Here is a 16,033-nt window from a genome sequence, read left to right on the forward strand (position 1 = left end):
AGATGACTTTGCATGCAGATCCCCACCTCGCGCTTGTCCGGCCGGTCCAGCCGCTGACCCCGGAAGGGTGTCAGGAGTGTCTGATGCTCGGCTCCCCGTGGGTCCACCTGAGGCTCTGCCTGACCTGCGGGCACGTCGGCTGCTGCGACTCCTCGCCGAACAAGCACGCGCGCAGGCACGCCGGTGCCGTCGCCCACCCGATCGTGCAGTCGTTCCAGCCCGGCGAGGACTGGCGCTGGTGCTACGTTCACGAGGCGTTCGTCTGATGTCCGGCGACCAGCCGCTGCCGGGCGGCGAACCGGCACCGGAGGAAGCGAACGAGGCTGTCTCCTGGGAGACTCCGGACATCCACGGCGCGTATCCGCGGCTCACGGAGGACCAGACAGCACGTCTGGCGGAGCGTGGGCAACGCCGGAGCATGGCTCCGAACGACGTGCTGATCCGTGAGGGGGAGCGCTGTGAGACGTTCTTCGTCGTCCTCAGCGGTACCGTCGCCGTCGTCGAAGACTACGGCACTGCCGAGGAGCACGTGCTGCGCGTGCACGGCCCCGGTCGTTTCATCGGCGAACTCGGCCTGTTGTACGGACAGGTGGCCTTCTACACCGCTGTCGCCAGGGAGCCCGGCGAGGTCCTTGTCGTCCCCTTGGACGAGCTGCGTCACCTGGTGTCCCAGGACGCCACCATCGGGGACATCGTGCTGCGCGCCTGTCTGTGCCGTCGCGCGCTGCTCGTCGGACAGGGCGCCGGCTTCCGCATCATCGGCTCGCGCTACTCGCCCGACACCAGACGGCTCCGCGAGTTCGCCGTCCGCAACCGGCTGCCGCACCGCTGGATCGACCTGGAGACCGACGAGGAGGCCGAGGAGCTGCTGCGCCGCTTCGGCGTCGGCCCGGAGGAGACACCACTTGTCATCTGGCGCGACACCACCCTGTTGCGCAACCCCAGCAACGCGGAACTGGCCCGGCTCATCGGCCTTCCGTCACTACCCGCCGGAAACCATCACGGCGACGTCCTCATCGTCGGCTCCGGACCCGCCGGCCTCGCTGCCGCTGTGTACGCCGCCTCCGAGGGACTGAGCACCACGGTGGTGGAGGCGATGGCCACCGGCGGCCAGGCCGGCACGTCGTCCCGCATCGAGAATCTCCTCGGCTTCCCATCCGGCATCTCCGGCGCCGAACTCACCGAACGCGCCGTGCTCCAGGCCGACAAATTCGGCGCCGGGATCAGCCTCCCGCTGGAGGCGACCGGTCTCCATCCCAAGGACGAGGACCACTACGTGGTGGCGTTCGCCGACGGCAGCGAGATCGCCGCCCGCGCCGTCGTCCTGGCCATGGGTGCCCGCTACCGTCGGCTCAAGGTGCCCGGCATCGAACGCCTGGAGGGAACGAGCGTGCACTATTCGGCGACCCTCTACGAGGCACAGCAGTGCCGCACCGACCCGGTGGCCGTCGTCGGCGGAGGCAACTCGGCCGGCCAGGCGGTGCTGTTCCTCGCCAGGCACGCGCCGAAGGTGCACCTGCTGGTCCGAGGAGCCGGCCTTGAGGCCCACATGTCCCGTTACCTGATCGACCAGGTCGAGCGCCATCCGCGGGTGGAGGTCATGCTGCACACCGAGGTCACCGAGGTCATCGGCCAGGAAGTGCTGGAGGAACTCGACGTGGTCGACAACCGCACGGGCGGGCATCGCCGGCTCGCGGTACGGGGCCTGTTCGTCTTCACCGGCGCCGCCCCCCACACCGAGTGGCTCGCCGGCATGATCGCCCTCGACTCCCGCGGCTTCGTCCTCACCGGGTCGGAGGCCCGGGAAGCCTGCGCCTACCCCGAGGTGTGGCGCGGCCGCGGGCGATCGAGCATGACCCTGGAGGCCAGCCTGCCCGGGGTCTTCGCGGTGGGGGACGTCCGCAGCGGTTCGGTGAAACGGGTGGCCTCCGCGGCCGGTGAGGGCGCGATGGCCATCCACTTCGTGCACCGGCACCTGGGGCACTCGGCCGTACCGGGTACCGCGGGCACGTCGGCCGTCGCGGGCCTCTCGGACGTCTCCTCACGCGTACGTCCCAAGGAGTCCGCATGGCTCGCATGACGAACGGCGCCCGGCCGGGGGCCTGCCTCGTCTGGCGAGGTGACCGGCAGCGGCGGCGCCGGCCTCCTCGTTCGAGGCGCCGTCGGCGCGCCCCTAAGCAGCTTCTCCGGCTGTGACCACGCTGTGACCACGCATCAACCGGCCGCACCGATGCCCCGCGCGGCGAGGCGGGACACCAGGCCTGGTTGTCTCCTGGGCGTTCCAGCGGGGCGGTCAGTCCCGCCATGTACTCCAATGCCCGCCCGCGCGGCTCCTATCTGGTGAAGCGCGACGCGAAGCGGGCGTGGAATCCCGCCGGCACCGCCTTCCACTCCTCGACCTGCCCCACCCCAAGATCAATGATTCGCCAAGTCAACCATGATCAAGTGCGGGTGCAGTACCAGACGCCACCGTCACGTCGTGGGCGCACCGGCAGCGCCCGGGGTGGGCTCGTCGTGCTTGACGATGGCGGGGTCGCTGGGGTGCCTGGTGAGAGGCACAGTCTCCGAAGTCAGCCAGTCGGCCGCCGTCATCGGCAGCGAACCCAAGGCCTTTTGGAGCACGTCGGCCGCTGGCGCTCGCCAGAGACTGAGGTTGCGGCCATGCCCTGGCAGTGTCCAAAGGCGGACAAGGCGGCCTTCCGCGGCCAACTCCCGCGCGCGCCGGGCCTCACTTGACTCCATCTCCTCAACGGCCTGCGAGTCCGTGCCTTCCGGTATGGCGACGTTGAACGTGATCAGGTATTCCCCTTCGTCCGCCGCTGGCGGCACGGTGCCGCTCCCGGGGTCGTTGGCGTGCGCGCCGAGTGGAGTGGGCTCATCCGTTCGCCAAATCCGCAGGGGCATGGATGCCAGCGTCCGTTCGAGATCATCAGGTCCGTCCGCCGCGAACAGCCCGATCGTGCGCCACTCTCGCGGCCCCAGAGGTGGACGCCACAGACGCAGGACCCGCCCCTGAGCTGCGAGCTCGCGGGTGTGCGCGGCTTCACGGGCCCGGATTTCGTCAACCTCGGGCTCTGAAGTTCCGTCGGGAACTCGGGTGGTCATCGTCACGAGGTATTCCATGGGACGTTTCCTTGGAAGGTCGGTACCGATCAGTTGCCTGTCGTTTTAGGTCAGCCGACTTGTGTGCTCAGTCGAGTTTGGAGACCTGGTAGAGCGCGACCCCGTTTCCGTCGGGCGTGGCGACCGCGAGCACGGCGAGGAACACCGGCAGTGGCGGCCTGTCGGTCACCGCGGACTTCCAGCGCTCCAGGACGTCACGCAGCACCGCTTCGTCATCGGCCTTGCTGCTCGTCGTGTCGCTGGTCGGCCTCTCCATCGATCCTCCGTGTGCGTATGTCACGCATCGCGTCCGGAAAGTTTCAGAAGCCGGCGCTCTGACCGCCGTCGACGTGCAGGATCTCGCCGGTGACGAACGAGGCCTGCTCCAAATACATGATCGCCTCCACGACGTCCTCGACCTCGCCCATGCGTCCCATTGGGTGCAGCGCGGCCAGTACGCCGCCCGGGTCGTCAGGGTGCATCGGGGTGCGGATGACGCCGAGCGACAGGGCGTTGGCGCGGATGCCGCGGGCCGCGTACTCGATGGCCAGCTCCTTGGTGACGGCGACGAGGCCACCCTTGGTCAGCGAGGCGAGTGCCGCAGGGTTGCGCGCGTCGGCGCGGTCGACCAGGGACGTGGACACACACAGCACGTGCCCGCCGTCGCCGCCCGCGAGCATCGCGGGGATGGCGCTGCGGGTGACGTCGAAGAAGCCGCGCAGATTGACGCCGGCCACCAGGTCGTAGTCGGCATCGGTGTAGTCGGTGAACGGCTTCTCGATGTACACGCCGGCGTTGTTCACCAGCGTGTCGATCCGGCCGAAGCGAGCCATCGCCTGGTCAACGATCTTGGCGCCGGTACCCGGCTGCGACAGGTCGCCGGAGACAGCGAGGACGTCCGGATCCTCCGACGCCGGGATGGACCGCGCGACCGCGACGAGCGCGTATCCTCGGTTGCGATATGCCTCGGCGACACCTGCACCAATGCCTTGGGATGCGCCGGTGACGATAACAACCTTCTTCGTCGAGCTCATGTCGTCATCCAAACTGCGGAGCAAGCCGACTGGTCCGGGCCGATAGTCCGGTGTCTCCGGCCAGCTCCCAATTACGTTACGTCCCGACCGACTCCGGCGCCGCCCGAACCATTTCCGGACGCGGTCGGCGCCGGACCGCGCCAGGCTGGATTCGGGAGCCCACGAGATGGACATGAAGCTCGAAGTCGTCGTGGTACCGGTCGCGGACGTGGACCGCGCCAAGGACTTCTGTTCGGGACCGGGCTGATGGCTGGACGCCGACGTCCCCGTCGGCGAGGACTTCCGGGTGGTGCAGGTGACCCCGCCCGGGTCGCCGGCGGCGGTCACCTTCGGCAGGTCCGTCACCGCGCAGGCGCCGGGCACGGCCCAGGGTCTGCACCTGATCGTCGACGACATCCAAGCGGCGCATGACGAGGTCAAACGGGCCACACCGGCACCGTCCGCACGCTGAGCGAGATCCAGGGCCGGGACCCGTTGATCCTGATGCTTGCACGTGGCAACTACTGCCCGAAAGAGCATCGGCAGCGCCTTGAGCCGGACACCCCCGACGCGTTCCTTTTCGAGGAGTCCTGCGAGAAGTTCGCCAAGCCGATCGAGACGGCGCTGGAGAACCGCACCGGCACCGGCTGGGACGTCAGGCTCGCGCCGATCCACTAAACGTCGGCACGAGCGGCGGTGCGGCGGTTCTCGCGCAGCAGGAGTGCGCCGACGCCGCCGGGTACGGCGACCTCGGCGCCTACGGCGTCAGCGTCGCTCTCCTGGAGGAGAACACCTGGCACCGGGCCCACATCCTGAAGTCCCCGTCCAGGACCACGGATTCCCAGGGAAGGGCGTACCCCGTAGAACAGCCGGCCGCCCTGAGCGCGGCCATCACCTCCGGGGCCGTGATGTACTGCGGCGCGCACTTCAGCACCGGCGGCGCGCACTTCAGCAGCGGCGGCGCGCACTTTGACGACCCCGCCTGGCAGTACCACGGATAACAGCGGGACGAACTGGCGGCGGACGAGCAGAAGGCCAAGGACAACGGCTACCGCGAGGTGTTCGGCGGCGACCTGAACGTCAACCCGCCGCTCGGGGCTGGGACGGCCACCAGGTCCTGAATTCCGTCCACGAGACCTACCGCGAGTGCGCCCAGCTCCAGGACGCGACCAGCGCCCGTGACGGCCAGAACACCGTCAACAACTCGAAGATCGACTACCTCTCCGGCGCCGGCCGCACCTTCTGCGCCGTCTCCGCCATGAGTTGGGGCTCCGGCCACCACGTCCTGCGCTCGACCACGCTGCTTCCCTGCCCGACCGGTCCGGCCGTCTGGTACCGTTCACGACGCTGGTCTGGGAGCTGTTCGAGGCATGAGGAGGTGGGTTGATGACCGTCGGGTTCGGCGCTGCCGTGTGCAGTGCTTCCGCCATCCCCGCCTTCCGGGCCCGGGGCTGACGCCGCGACCCTTCGTCCGTCCAGTTCTCCGGGTCCTTGATCTCTCGACAAGGAACCCTTCTCTCGCCATGAGCGACTCTTCGTTCTACCTGACAAAGCTTCAGGACCTTATCGCCGTCGAGGGTGCGCCTCGCGCCGCGACCTACCCGGCCGACTGGGTACTCGAGAACCAGATGGGGCCCAACGCCCTCTGGCTCGTCGAGGAGCTGACCGCCGCGATGGATCTCCGGCCGGGCATGCGCGTCCTCGACCTCGGCTGCGGGCGCGCCCTCACGTCCGTCTTCCTCGCCCGCGAGTACGGCGTCCACGTCACCGCGGCAGACCTGTGGATCGACCCGTCCGAGAACTGGGAACGGATCCGCGCGGCCGGCGCCGAGGACTCGGTCGTCCCGCTGCGCGTCGACGCGCACGACCTGAAGTTCGCCGAGGAGTACTTCGACGCGGTGGTCTGCGTCGACGCCTACGAGTACTTCGGCACGGACCACTGGTTCCTGCAGTCCCTGCTGCGGTTCGTCCGGCCCGGCGGGCAGATCGGCGTCGTCACCCCGGGCACCACACAGGAGCTGGACGGACGCGCGCCCGACCATCTCGCGCCGTGGTGGGACTGGGAGTACAACGGCTGGCACACCGCGCAATGGTGGCGGCAGCTCTGGGAGTCCTCGGGGAAGGTGGATGTCGACCGTGCGGACCTCCTCCCGGACGGCGCGGCGAACTGGCTCGCCTGGGAGGAGGCGGTGCTCGCGGCCGACCCCGAGCGAGGCTCGGCCGGCGTCGCCGCGATGCTGCGCGCGGACGCGGGACAGACGCTGGGATTCGCCCGGATCGTCGCTCGGAAGCCGGAAACGGAAGCAACCGGGGACGGCGGCGAGCGGACCTCGCTCTGGAAGCCACCCGTCGCCGAACCCGGCGTGCTGGCCGAGCGGTTGACGCTGCCGCAGTATCCGCGGAGCGCGGCGTACGACCCGGCGTGGGTCATGGCCAACGTGATGGGCCCGCACCCGCTGTGGCTGATGGAGTGGCTCACCGGCGCGATGCGGCTGGAGCCCGGCATGCGGATACTCGACCTCGGTTGCGGGACGGCTCTCACCTCGGTGTTCCTGGCCCGCGAGTTCGGGGTGCACGTCACGGCCGCGGATCTCTGGATCGGGCCGGGGGAGAACTGGCGGCGCGTGCGGGAGGCCGGCGCGGGCGCGGGATCGGTGACGCCGATGCGCGTCGAGGCGCATGAACTGCCATTCGCCGACGGGTACTTCGACGCGGTCGTGAGCGTGGACGCCTACCACTACTTCGGGACGGACGTCCGCTACCTGCCGACGCTGGCACGGTGTGTGCGGCCCGGCGGGCAGATCGCCATGGCGGCACCGGGCACGCTGGTCGACCTCGACGCCGAGCCGGTGCCAGAGCATTTGTCGCCGTGGGCGGCCGACGCGGACTTCTGGACGTTCCGGACCGCCCAGTGGTGGCGGCGGACCTGGGAACGCAGTGGGGTGGTCACGGTGGAGACCGCGGACGCCCTGGAGGACGGTTGGCGGGAGTGGTGGTTGTGGAACCGCACCTGCGCGGAGTTCGCCGATCCGGAGTGGACATCCGGCCCGGCCCAGGAGGACCCGATCGTCGCTGACACGGGGCGTTTGCTGACCCTCACCAGGGTGGTGGCATCCCGGGACTGAGCCCTCCGACGTCGCGCGCCGCACGACATGGCCGGGCCCCGGACCCGCGGGAGCCCGGGGGCCCGGCCGGTGTCGTGTCCGCCGCGCGCCTTGCAGGAGGGTGTGGATTTTCTCTGCTTTCGCGCGCAAGGGTCAGCTTGGGTACCCGGTTCCGGCGCGTGTTCGGGCACGTGTCCTCCAATCACCGGGCAAGCCTGTCCCGTCCACCCGGCTGTGGTTCAAGGGGATTACCGGGGCGGTTGACCACTCCTTGGACGGTGGCGCGTTTCCTACGAATCGGTTTCGATTCCGGCCGGTGATGGGGCGCCGTACGCAGTCGGGCCATCATGTGAACATGCGCCGGCCGCTCCACCCCTGCACCCCCGAGTGGTTCACGGCCGACGATTCGACCCTGAACGTCGCGCTCGTGTACCCGATGCAAGGCCCTGCCGGCATCTTCGGTCCCGCCTGTGAAGCGTGCGCGCGGCTGGCCGCCGAAGAGATCAACAAGAGCGGCGGCGTACTCGGCAGAGAGCTCCGGCTGCTGGAGGTCGACGGCGGAGCCGAACCGGAGAAGGTCGCCGAGGAGGTCGAGGCCCTGGTGGCGACCGGCGCGGTCCACGGGGTGACCGGCTGGCACATCTCCTCGGTCCGGCAGGCGCTGGCGCCACGCGTCGCACACCGGGTGCCGTATGTGTACACCGCCCTGTACGAAGGCGGGGAGCGCACGGACGGTGTCTTCATGACCAGCGAGACGCCGGACTGGCAACTGCAGCCCGCCATGCGGCTGCTCGCCGAGACGCGGCGGTTACGCCGGTGGTTCGTCGTCGGCAACAACTACGTCTGGCCCCGGCGCACCGCCCGCGCCGCCCGCCGCTACGCCCGCGCGCTGCGGGGTGGACGGGTCTGCGGCGAGGCGTATCTGCCACTGGGGACCGAGGACTTCGCCGATGTGCTGCGGCGCATCGAGCACGCGGACGCGGACGGGGTGCTGATGCTGCTCGTCGGCAGCGACGCGGTCCGCTTCAACCGGGCCTTCGCCGCCTCGGGCCTCGACCAGCGCTGTCTGCGGCTGAGCACGCTGATGGACGAGAACATGCTGATGGCCAGTGGCCCGGAGGCGACCGGCGGCCTGTTCAGCACGGCCGGTTACTTCGCCTCGCTGGCCAATCAGGACACCTTGGACTTCCACGGTCGGTATGCCGCCCGCTTCGGCTTCGAGGCGCCGGCCCCCGGCAGTCTCGGCGAGTCGTGCTACGAGGGGGTGCTGCTGCTCGCCTCGCTCGTCGAGCGGGCCCGCACCCTGGACGTCTCGGCGATCTCGGCCGCCGCCGAGACCGTCTCCTACGAGGGTCCGCGCGGCCTGCTCCACCTTCACGACCGGCACGTACGCCAGCGCATCTACCTGGCGGAGGCGGCCGGGCCCGACTTCAACGTGCTGGCCCAACTGCCTTCCCCGTACGATCTGCCGTGACGCGTGCCGGGTCTGCGGTGAGCCGTCCTTCCAGGGCCTCGGCAAGACGTGCGAGCAGGTCGTCCAGCTCCTCGCCCGCGAGCAGAGGCTCCAAGTCCCGCCAGTCGGCGCGCACTTCACGCGCCAGCAACTGCCATCGCTGCTTGCCCCGTGGGGTGAGCTGGGCCAGGACGCGGCGCCGGTCGGCCGGGTCGACACGACGGTAGACCAGGTTCTGGTCGACGAGTTGGTCCATCAGTTTGGTGAGGCTCGGAGCCGGCAGGAAGGCGTGGTCGGCGAGGGCCGTCATGTTGTGGCCCTGCCCGTCGGAGAGCAGGTCGAGCACCCGCCACGCCTCCACGGAGCACTCGAACTCGTCGAGGACGGCCTGCACTCGGCGCACGGCGAGACGTTCGGCCCGCGTGAGCAGGTGGAGCAGGTCCTGGGGTCGTCTCGCCATCATGCTCCTCCACTCGTGCTCGCCGACCGGTGCCTGAGCCTACCGCCGATCACCGGGCCCTTGAAAAGGGGAATCAGAATAACTGACCCTTTCCATGGGAAGCATTGATCGCCGTTTCTGTGAAGTCCTCGACCGGACGTATTCGGAAGCTGCTTCTTCGATTTTGGCCGGCCACGTTACTTTCACTGGAAACTGTTCTTCAATTGCTCCGAAACGTGGTTGAAACAGTTTCCCAACAGGCTGTGGTCGCACTTCAGCGACCAGCCCGGACACCACCCCGGAACGGCTGGGGAACCCGTGCGTCGACACCGCCGCCTCTGAAGCGCTTTCCCCTCATCCCCTCCCCAGAGCCTTTCCGCTCTCTTCGTATCGCCCTTCGGGGCAAGGAGGTTGTGCATGTCCGGGTTCAGCATCAGCCGACGCGGTCTCCTCGCCGGAATGTCGGCCGCCGGCGCATCCGCCGCCCTCAGCGCGTGCGGCGCCAAGACGGGCGACACCACGTCCACCGGCTCCGGCGCCAAGGCCGACACCTCCGGTGACACAGTCAAGGTAGGTCTGCTGAACTCGCTCTCGGGCACGATGGCGATCAGTGAAGTCACCGTCCACAACGCGTTGTTGCTCGCGGTGAAGGAGATCAACGCCGCCGGTGGCGTGCTGGGCAAGAAGCTCGAGCCCGTCAGCCAGGACGGCGCCTCAGACTGGCCCACCTTCGCCGAGAAGGCGGAGACCCTCATCAAGGACGACAAGGTCGTCGCCACCTTCGGCTGTTGGACCTCGGCCAGCCGAAAGGCCGTCAAGCCGGTCTTCGAGCGGTACAAGTCGCTGCTGTTCTACCCGGTGCAGTACGAAGGCCTGGAGCAGTCGCCGTACATCTTCTACATCGGCGCGACCACCAACCAGCAGATCGTGCCCGCTCTGGACTACCTCAAGAAGCAGGGGCTGACCAAGCTCTACCTGGTCGGCAGCGACTACGTCTTCCCGCGCACCGCCAACAAGATCATCAAGGCGTACGCGAAGGCCAACGGCATGGAGGTCGTCGGCGAGGACTACGCCCCCCTCGGCTCCACGGAGTTCGGCACCATCGTCAACAAGGTCAAGGACGCCGGCGCGGACGCCGTGTTCAACACCCTCAACGGTGACTCCAACGTGGCCTTCTTCAAGGAGTACAAGTCCGCGGGCCTGACCGCGAAGAGCCTGCCGGTGCTCTCGGTCTCCATCGCCGAGGAGGAGGTCAAGAGCATCGGCACCCAGTACCTGGACGGTCAGTTCACGGCCTGGAACTACTACGAGACCACCCCGGGCGCGGCCAACACGAAGTTCGTGGCCGCGTACCAGGCGGCGTACGGCAAGGGCAAGCCGACCTCCGACCCGATGGAGGCCGCCTACATCTCCGTGTACCTGTGGAAGGAGATGGTCGAGAAGGCCGGGTCCTTCGACGTGGAGAAGGTGAAGGCGGCCTCCGACGGCATCGAACTCGACGCCCCCGAGGGCAAGGTGACCGTGGACGGCGCCACCCAGCACGTCTACAAGACCGCCCGGATCGGCAAGGTCGGCTCCGACGGTCTGATCACCGAGGTGTGGAACTCCGGCAAGCCGGTCAAGCCGGACCCGTACCTCAAGGGCTACTCCTGGGCCTCCGGACTCTCCTGACCACCACCCCCCGCCCGGCACCGGACCCGGCCCACTCCCAGGGCCGGGCCACGCCCATGGCACACGCGTACACCCGCACCCCTGCCCCCGACCCGGAGCCGACCCATGACGGTCATCCTCAACCAGTCCCTCACCGGCATCAGCATCGGTGCCGTCCTGTTGCTCATCGCCCTCGGTCTGACCCTGACCTTCGGCCAGATGGGCGTGATCAACATGGCGCACGGCGAGTTCATCATGGCCGGCGCCTACACCACGTACGTGCTGCAGAAGTCGATCAGCAGCGCGGGCGTCTCGCTGCTCGTCGCCCTGCCGATCGCCTTCCTGGTCGCCGGCGCCATGGGCGCCCTGCTGGAATGGCTGCTCATCCGCCGCCTCTACACCCGCCCCCTGGACACGCTCCTCGTGACCTGGGGCGTCTCGCTGATGCTCCAGCAGCTCGCCCGCGACATCTTCGGCGCCCCCAACGTGCAGACCGCCGCGCCCGACGTCCTCACCGGCAACATCGCATTGGGCGGCGGCATCACCTTCGCCAACAACCGCCTGTTCATCCTCGGCCTGGCCCTGCTGAGCGTCCTCGCCCTCACCCTCATCCTGAAACTCACGCCACTGGGCCGCCGTATCCGCGCCGTCGTCCAGAACCGCGACCTCGCCGAGGTCTCCGGGATCGCCACCGGACAGGTCGACCGCATCACCTTCTTCATCGGCTCGGGCCTCGCGGGCGTCGCCGGCGTCGCCCTCACCCTCGTCGGCCCGATCGGCCCGACCATGGGCACCAACTACATCGTCGACGCCTTCCTGGTCGTCGTCGTGGGCGGCATCGGACAGCTCAAGGGCAGCGTCATCACCGCCTTCGCGCTGGGCATCCTCCAATCGGTCCTCGAATACTCGACGACGGTCAGCGTCGCCAAGGTCGTCGTGCTCGTCGCGATCGTCGCCTTCCTCCAGTGGCGACCCCAGGGCCTGTACACCCTGCGCACCCGGAGCCTGGCATGACGACGACGACCACTCCCACGTCCGCCGTGTCGACGCCGTCGCCGACGCCCCTGCTGCAGCGGTTCCGGGTCCCCGCCGGATTCGTTCTCGGCGCCGCGCTCCTCCTCGGCGTCGCCCCCGTCGTCCTCTCCGACTTCCGCCTCAACCTCCTCGCCAAATACCTGTGTTACGCGATCGTCGCGGTCGGCGTCAGCCTCGCCTGGGGCCGCGGCGGGCTCATGGTGCTCGGCCAGGGCGTCTTCTTCGGCCTCGGCGGCTACGCCATGGCCATGCACCTCAAGCTCACCGACGCGGCCGCCACCGGCGAGACCCTGCCCGACTTCATGCAGCTCTACGGAACCGGCGACACCCTGCCCTGGTGGTGGAAGCCGTTCGCCGATCCGCCGTTCGCGCTCGCCATGACGGTGCTGCTGCCGATGGCGGTGGCCGCGCTGCTCGGCTTCTTCGTCTTCCGCCGCCGGGTGAAAGGCGCCTACTTCGCGATCCTCAGCCAGGCGCTGGCCGCCGCCCTGTCCATCTGGCTGATCGGCCAGCAGGCCACCACCGGCGGCACCAACGGCCTCACCGACATCCACGGCTTCCTCGGCTACTCCCTCGACGACCCCGTCAACCAGCGGATGGTGTACTTCATCATCGCCGCCGTGCTGCTGCTCCTGATGGTCGGCGCCCGACAGTTGTTCGTCAGCCGGTTCGGTGAACTCCTCGTCGCCGCACGGGACTCCGAGGAGCGGGTGCGCTTCCTCGGCTACAACCCGGCCAACGTCAAGCTCGTCGCGTACGTCCTCGCGGCCGGCATGGCGGGCCTGGCCGGCGCCCTCTTCGTCCCGGCGGTCGGGATCATCTCCCCGGCGCTGATCGGGATCGTGCCCTCCATCGGCTTCGTCATCGGCGCGGCGGTCGGCGGCCGGGCCTCGCTGGTGGGCGCGGTGCTCGGCGCGATCGCGGTGGCATGGGCACAGAGCACGCTGTCCGACGCCTTCCCCGCCGCGTGGACGTACCTCCAAGGCCTGCTGTTCGTGGTGGCGGTCGGCTTCCTGCCCGGCGGCCTGGCCTCGCTCGGCGTCGTCCTGCGCAGGCGCCGCAACGCTTCCGCCACCGCCACCGCCACCGCAACCGCTACTCGTACGACGGGAGAGACGGCATGAGCGGCGAGGGACTGACCGTCCGCGACCTGCGCGTCACCTTCGACGGCTTCACGGCCGTCGACGGCGTCGACCTGGACATCCACCCCGGCGACCTGCGCTTCCTCATCGGCCCCAACGGCGCCGGCAAGACCACCCTGGTCGACGCCGTCACCGGCCTGGTGAAGGCGACGGGCTCGGTGCGCTTCGGCGACCAGGACCTGCTGGGCAGGCCCGTCCACAAGATCGCCCGCATGGGGATCGGGCGTACGTTCCAGACGGCCACGGTCTTCGAGGAACTGACCGTCCTGCAGAACCTCGACATCGCGTCGGGCGCCGGACGGGGCCCGTGGACGATGCTCCGACGCCGCAAGGACATCCCCGAGCCGGTCGCCAACGCCCTGGAGACCACCGGACTGACCCACCTGCGCGACCGCCCCGCCGGCGTCCTGGCCCACGGGCAGAAGCAGTGGCTGGAGATCGGCATGCTCCTCGTCCAGGACGTGAGACTGCTGCTGCTCGACGAGCCGGTCGCCGGCATGAGCCACGACGAGCGCGAGGCCACCGGCGCGCTGCTCCGGCGCATCAGCGCGGACCGCACGGTCGTCGTCATCGAGCACGACATGGACTTCATGCGCTCCTTCGCCCGCAGCGTCAGCGTCCTGCACGCCGGCAAGGTCCTCAGCGAGGGCACCGTCGCCGAGGTCCAGGCCGACACCAAGGTCCAGGAGGTCTACCTCGGCCGCACCGCCGAACGCGAACCCGAGCCCGCTCCCGCCACTCCCGTGGCCGTCGCCGAGGAGGCATGAGTCAGATGCTGGAGATCAGCTCCGTCCGGGCCGGCTACGACCGCACCACGGTCCTGCACGGCGTCACGGTCACGGTCCCGAAAGACGGTGTCGCCACCGTCCTCGGCCACAACGGCGCCGGCAAGAGCACCCTGCTGCGCGCCGCCATGGGCCTGATCAAGCCCAAGAGCGGCAGCGTCCGGCTGGACGGTGAGGACATCACCCACCTCGCCCCGCACCAACGGGTCGCCCGCAGGACGGCGTACGTCCCCCAGGGCCAGCAGTGCTTCCCCCACCTCACCACCGCCGAGAACCTCCAACTCGTCGCCGACGGACGCCCCGACGGCAGAGCGGCGACCGCCGAGGCACTGGACCTCTTCCCGGTCCTGCGCGAGCTGTCCGGCCGCCGCGCCGGACTGCTCTCCGGCGGCCAGCGCCAGCAACTCGCCATCGCCCGCGCGCTGATCACCCGCCCCAGGCTGCTGCTGCTCGACGAGCCGACGGAGGGCATCCAGCCGTCGGTCGTCGCCGAGATCGAGGAGACGATCCTCGCCCTCACCCGGCGCGGCGGCCTCTCCGTCCTCCTGGTCGAACAGCACGTCGGGTTCGCCATGCGCGCCGCCCAGCGGTACTACGTACTGGAGGCCGGGCGGGTGACGTCCTCGGGCGAGGGCGGAACGGCCGCCGAACAGACCGTACGAACGGCGCTCAGCGTGTGAGCCCCGGCGGTTGAACGCGCCCTCGACCGAGCGACCGGGAGGTCGGGCGAGGGCGCGTTCGGCTGTTCAGCGAGTACGACATGACGCGGTCGTCACCCTCGTCCCGCTCGTGTCGGGGGGACGGCCACACGGGATGGACGGATCTCGGCCGTGTCTCCTCGTGCTGCTCGGGTCGGAGGGAAGACCAGAGGGGACGGATGGGCCCCGGCCGTGGCGACTGCGCCTTGCTCGGGCCTTGCCGACGCGGTGAGGAAACCGATCCGGGTCACCCTGTCTTCCGCGGTGCGCACCCCTTGCCCTATCTGTCATGGACCCGCCATGCTTTCCGTGAATCTACTCGCATAGATTCGCGTTTCGACGTTCCACCTGCCAGCGTGCCCGTCCGCACTCTCCCGGAGGATCGCCCAGTGAGACCTCGTGAAACGCGCCGCCGTGGCGCCGTCGCCGTCGTGGTGTCCTTAGTCGCCCTGTCCGTCGGCCAGACCGCTGCCGCCCTGCCGGCAGCCGCCGCTCCCGCAGCCCCTGCCGCTTCGGCAGCCCCCACCGCGCCGGCTGCCGCCTCCAGGGTCGCCTCGGCGCAGGACCAGGCGGCGCGTGCCATAGCCCGTTCCCTCTCCGACCCCGCCTGGCGCGCCCGCGTTCAGCATGCCGCCCTGACCACCGACGAGGTCTCCGTCACCTCTCTGGCCGGCCGCGCCGAAGGCGACCTGAAGTCCACGCTGGCCACGGCGGACCGCCGGATCGCCGCCGCCAAGGGCCTCGACGCCGGGATCGGTTCGCTGCTCCGGCTGCGCCTCGGGGACCGCGCGATGCGCGGCGGCCTGTCCGCCGGAAAGGTGCCCTGGGTGGCCCCCGCCACCGCCGACGATCACGCCGCCACGATCGTCGCCTACGACGTCCAAGGCCGCGCTCACGTACTCGACGCCCGCCACGCACCCGCCCGTCCCGTGTACGTCGTGGACATCGACGGCTCCAAGGCGCTGGCCGCCGGCCTGGGTGTCCTGAACAGGCAACTGCGCCACTACGGCGTGGACTCCGCCGCACCGGAGGTGGCAGCGGCAGCGGGGCCGAGGACGGGCGCCACCCGGAAGCCGCAGGCACAGACGGCAGCCGGCGGTTTCTGGACCACCCGCATCAGCGCGGTGGAGCTCTCGGACGACGAAGAGCCGTGGATCAAGGGCGACGCCGAGATCTACACGCTGGTCACCGGCTTCGGGCAGGACGGCGCCGTACGTGTCGACCCCGTCGACATGCCCTACCTCGACAATGACGGCACGGTCTACCGGCCCGGCCAGATCCTGGTCAACTGGTCGAACTACAAGTACGACCTGGCCGATGCCGTGATGATGGAAGAGGACGGCAGCACCAACTACCGCGACCTCGCCAAGGCCATCGCCACCGCCCTGCTCACCATCACCGACCAGGGCACGTACATCCCCCTGGTGAACGCCATCCTGGACGCCATCCCGAACGACTGGTGGACGGACGATCCCGACTACGTCGACTCCTGGTACACCCTGGCCAGCAGCGACAACGGCACCCGCTACGGCGCTCGTGGCAACGGCTGGATGACCGTCGAACCGTACTTCGTACAGCAGTTGTCAACTTGACCCGGCGCTGATCCACCGGG

17 protein-coding genes are annotated in these 16,033 nt (G+C 69.4%); 12 read left to right on the forward strand and 5 right to left on the reverse strand.

Features of this window, described 5'->3' with window-relative positions:
- The first annotated feature begins 2 nt into the window (after nt 1-2).
- Nucleotides 3-266, forward strand: coding sequence for a UBP-type zinc finger domain-containing protein (locus ACFRIC_RS16400; RefSeq protein WP_382785525.1), 264 nt, complete (start codon nt 3-5; stop codon nt 264-266).
- Nucleotides 266-2,080 (forward strand): FAD-dependent oxidoreductase, encoded by a 1,815-nt coding sequence (locus tag ACFRIC_RS16405; RefSeq protein WP_382785528.1) that lies wholly within the window; start codon nt 266-268, stop codon nt 2,078-2,080. The genes ACFRIC_RS16400 and ACFRIC_RS16405 overlap by 1 nt, the downstream gene beginning before the upstream one ends.
- Nucleotides 2,081-2,472: 392 nt before the next feature.
- Here the strand turns inward: ACFRIC_RS16405 and ACFRIC_RS16410 are convergent, their stop codons facing one another.
- The 3 genes from ACFRIC_RS16410 to ACFRIC_RS16420 all read right to left on the reverse strand — a co-directional run bounded on the left by ACFRIC_RS16410 (nt 2,473) and on the right by ACFRIC_RS16420 (nt 4,136).
- Nucleotides 2,473-3,123, reverse strand: coding sequence for a muconolactone Delta-isomerase family protein (locus ACFRIC_RS16410; protein ID WP_382785532.1), 651 nt, complete (start codon nt 3,121-3,123; stop codon nt 2,473-2,475).
- Between the two features lie 67 nt (nt 3,124-3,190).
- A complete protein-coding gene (locus ACFRIC_RS16415; protein WP_382785535.1) occupies nt 3,191-3,379 on the reverse strand; it encodes a hypothetical protein in 189 nt (62 codons plus the stop codon).
- A 43-nt stretch (nt 3,380-3,422) separates the two neighbouring features.
- A complete protein-coding gene (locus tag ACFRIC_RS16420) occupies nt 3,423-4,136 on the reverse strand; it encodes an SDR family NAD(P)-dependent oxidoreductase (RefSeq protein ID WP_382785939.1) in 714 nt (237 codons plus the stop codon).
- A gap of 286 nt (nt 4,137-4,422) precedes the next feature.
- On the opposite strand from ACFRIC_RS16420, the gene ACFRIC_RS16425 reads away from it, so the two are divergent.
- Nucleotides 4,423-4,587, forward strand: a complete 165-nt coding sequence (locus tag ACFRIC_RS16425) for a hypothetical protein (protein ID WP_382785538.1) — start codon at nt 4,423-4,425, stop codon at nt 4,585-4,587.
- 32 nt (nt 4,588-4,619) lie between these two features.
- The gene (locus ACFRIC_RS16430) at nt 4,620-4,793 is read left to right on the forward strand and encodes a hypothetical protein (protein ID WP_382785541.1); all 174 of its coding nucleotides are present in this window, start codon (nt 4,620-4,622) and stop codon (nt 4,791-4,793) included.
- Here ACFRIC_RS16430 and ACFRIC_RS16435 read toward each other — a convergent pair.
- Entirely contained in the window at nt 4,790-4,915 is a 126-nt protein-coding gene (locus ACFRIC_RS16435; RefSeq protein ID WP_382785544.1) for a hypothetical protein, read from the reverse strand. The genes ACFRIC_RS16430 and ACFRIC_RS16435 overlap by 4 nt on opposite strands.
- 723 nt (nt 4,916-5,638) lie before the next feature.
- On the opposite strand from ACFRIC_RS16435, the gene ACFRIC_RS16440 reads away from it, so the two are divergent.
- Entirely contained in the window at nt 5,639-7,240 is a 1,602-nt protein-coding gene (locus ACFRIC_RS16440; RefSeq protein ID WP_382785546.1) for an SAM-dependent methyltransferase, read from the forward strand.
- A gap of 334 nt (nt 7,241-7,574) precedes the next feature.
- The gene (locus ACFRIC_RS16445; protein WP_382785549.1) at nt 7,575-8,693 is read left to right on the forward strand and encodes a substrate-binding domain-containing protein; all 1,119 of its coding nucleotides are present in this window, start codon (nt 7,575-7,577) and stop codon (nt 8,691-8,693) included.
- Here the strand turns inward: ACFRIC_RS16445 and ACFRIC_RS16450 are convergent.
- Nucleotides 8,650-9,132, reverse strand: a complete 483-nt coding sequence (locus tag ACFRIC_RS16450; protein ID WP_382785551.1) for a MarR family winged helix-turn-helix transcriptional regulator — start codon at nt 9,130-9,132, stop codon at nt 8,650-8,652. The two genes, ACFRIC_RS16445 and ACFRIC_RS16450, sit on opposite strands and share 44 nt — an antisense overlap.
- 396 nt (nt 9,133-9,528) lie before the next feature.
- Here ACFRIC_RS16450 and urtA point away from each other — a divergent pair, with 396 nt between their 5' ends.
- From urtA to ACFRIC_RS16480, 6 genes are all read left to right on the forward strand, one after another.
- On the forward strand, nt 9,529-10,782 hold the full coding sequence (urtA, locus tag ACFRIC_RS16455) for an urea ABC transporter substrate-binding protein (RefSeq protein ID WP_382785554.1): 1,254 nt from the start codon (nt 9,529-9,531) through the stop codon (nt 10,780-10,782).
- A gap of 105 nt (nt 10,783-10,887) precedes the next feature.
- Entirely contained in the window at nt 10,888-11,775 is an 888-nt protein-coding gene (urtB, locus tag ACFRIC_RS16460) for an urea ABC transporter permease subunit UrtB (RefSeq protein ID WP_382785557.1), read from the forward strand.
- Nucleotides 11,772-12,920 (forward strand): urea ABC transporter permease subunit UrtC, encoded by a 1,149-nt coding sequence (urtC, locus tag ACFRIC_RS16465; RefSeq protein ID WP_382785560.1) that lies wholly within the window; start codon nt 11,772-11,774, stop codon nt 12,918-12,920. The genes urtB and urtC overlap by 4 nt, the downstream gene beginning before the upstream one ends.
- On the forward strand, nt 12,917-13,705 hold the full coding sequence (gene urtD / locus ACFRIC_RS16470) for an urea ABC transporter ATP-binding protein UrtD (protein ID WP_382785564.1): 789 nt from the start codon (nt 12,917-12,919) through the stop codon (nt 13,703-13,705). The genes urtC and urtD overlap by 4 nt, the downstream gene beginning before the upstream one ends.
- A gap of 5 nt (nt 13,706-13,710) precedes the next feature.
- Entirely contained in the window at nt 13,711-14,403 is a 693-nt protein-coding gene (gene urtE, locus ACFRIC_RS16475; protein WP_382785942.1) for an urea ABC transporter ATP-binding subunit UrtE, read from the forward strand.
- A 449-nt stretch (nt 14,404-14,852) separates the two neighbouring features.
- Nucleotides 14,853-16,013, forward strand: a complete 1,161-nt coding sequence (locus ACFRIC_RS16480; protein WP_382785569.1) for a DUF3103 family protein — start codon at nt 14,853-14,855, stop codon at nt 16,011-16,013.
- Nucleotides 16,014-16,033 lie beyond the last annotated feature (20 nt).

Origin of the sequence: Streptomyces sp. NPDC056738, assembly GCF_042790435.1 — a bacterium.
Classification (GTDB): Bacteria; Actinomycetota; Actinomycetes; order Streptomycetales; family Streptomycetaceae; genus Streptomyces.

Excerpts from the sequence above, each read along its gene's own strand:
- ACFRIC_RS16420 (WP_382785939.1), bottom strand. The coding sequence starts at position 4,136 with ATGAGCTCGACGAAGAAGGTTGTTATCGTCACCGGCGCATCCCAAGGC.
- urtC (WP_382785560.1), top strand. The coding sequence starts at position 11,772 with ATGACGACGACGACCACTCCCACGTCCGCCGTGTCGACGCCGTCGCCG.
- urtA (WP_382785554.1), top strand. The coding sequence starts at position 9,529 with ATGTCCGGGTTCAGCATCAGCCGACGCGGTCTCCTCGCCGGAATGTCG.
- ACFRIC_RS16400 (WP_382785525.1), top strand. The coding sequence starts at position 3 with ATGACTTTGCATGCAGATCCCCACCTCGCGCTTGTCCGGCCGGTCCAG.
- urtD (WP_382785564.1), top strand. The coding sequence starts at position 12,917 with ATGAGCGGCGAGGGACTGACCGTCCGCGACCTGCGCGTCACCTTCGAC.
- ACFRIC_RS16430 (WP_382785541.1), top strand. The coding sequence starts at position 4,620 with ATGCTTGCACGTGGCAACTACTGCCCGAAAGAGCATCGGCAGCGCCTT.
- ACFRIC_RS16440 (WP_382785546.1), top strand. The coding sequence starts at position 5,639 with ATGAGCGACTCTTCGTTCTACCTGACAAAGCTTCAGGACCTTATCGCC.
- urtE (WP_382785942.1), top strand. The coding sequence starts at position 13,711 with ATGCTGGAGATCAGCTCCGTCCGGGCCGGCTACGACCGCACCACGGTC.
- ACFRIC_RS16445 (WP_382785549.1), top strand. The coding sequence starts at position 7,575 with ATGCGCCGGCCGCTCCACCCCTGCACCCCCGAGTGGTTCACGGCCGAC.
- urtB (WP_382785557.1), top strand. The coding sequence starts at position 10,888 with ATGACGGTCATCCTCAACCAGTCCCTCACCGGCATCAGCATCGGTGCC.
- ACFRIC_RS16410 (WP_382785532.1), bottom strand. The coding sequence starts at position 3,123 with ATGGAATACCTCGTGACGATGACCACCCGAGTTCCCGACGGAACTTCA.
- ACFRIC_RS16415 (WP_382785535.1), bottom strand. The coding sequence starts at position 3,379 with ATGGAGAGGCCGACCAGCGACACGACGAGCAGCAAGGCCGATGACGAA.
- ACFRIC_RS16405 (WP_382785528.1), top strand. The coding sequence starts at position 266 with ATGTCCGGCGACCAGCCGCTGCCGGGCGGCGAACCGGCACCGGAGGAA.
- ACFRIC_RS16450 (WP_382785551.1), bottom strand. The coding sequence starts at position 9,132 with ATGGCGAGACGACCCCAGGACCTGCTCCACCTGCTCACGCGGGCCGAA.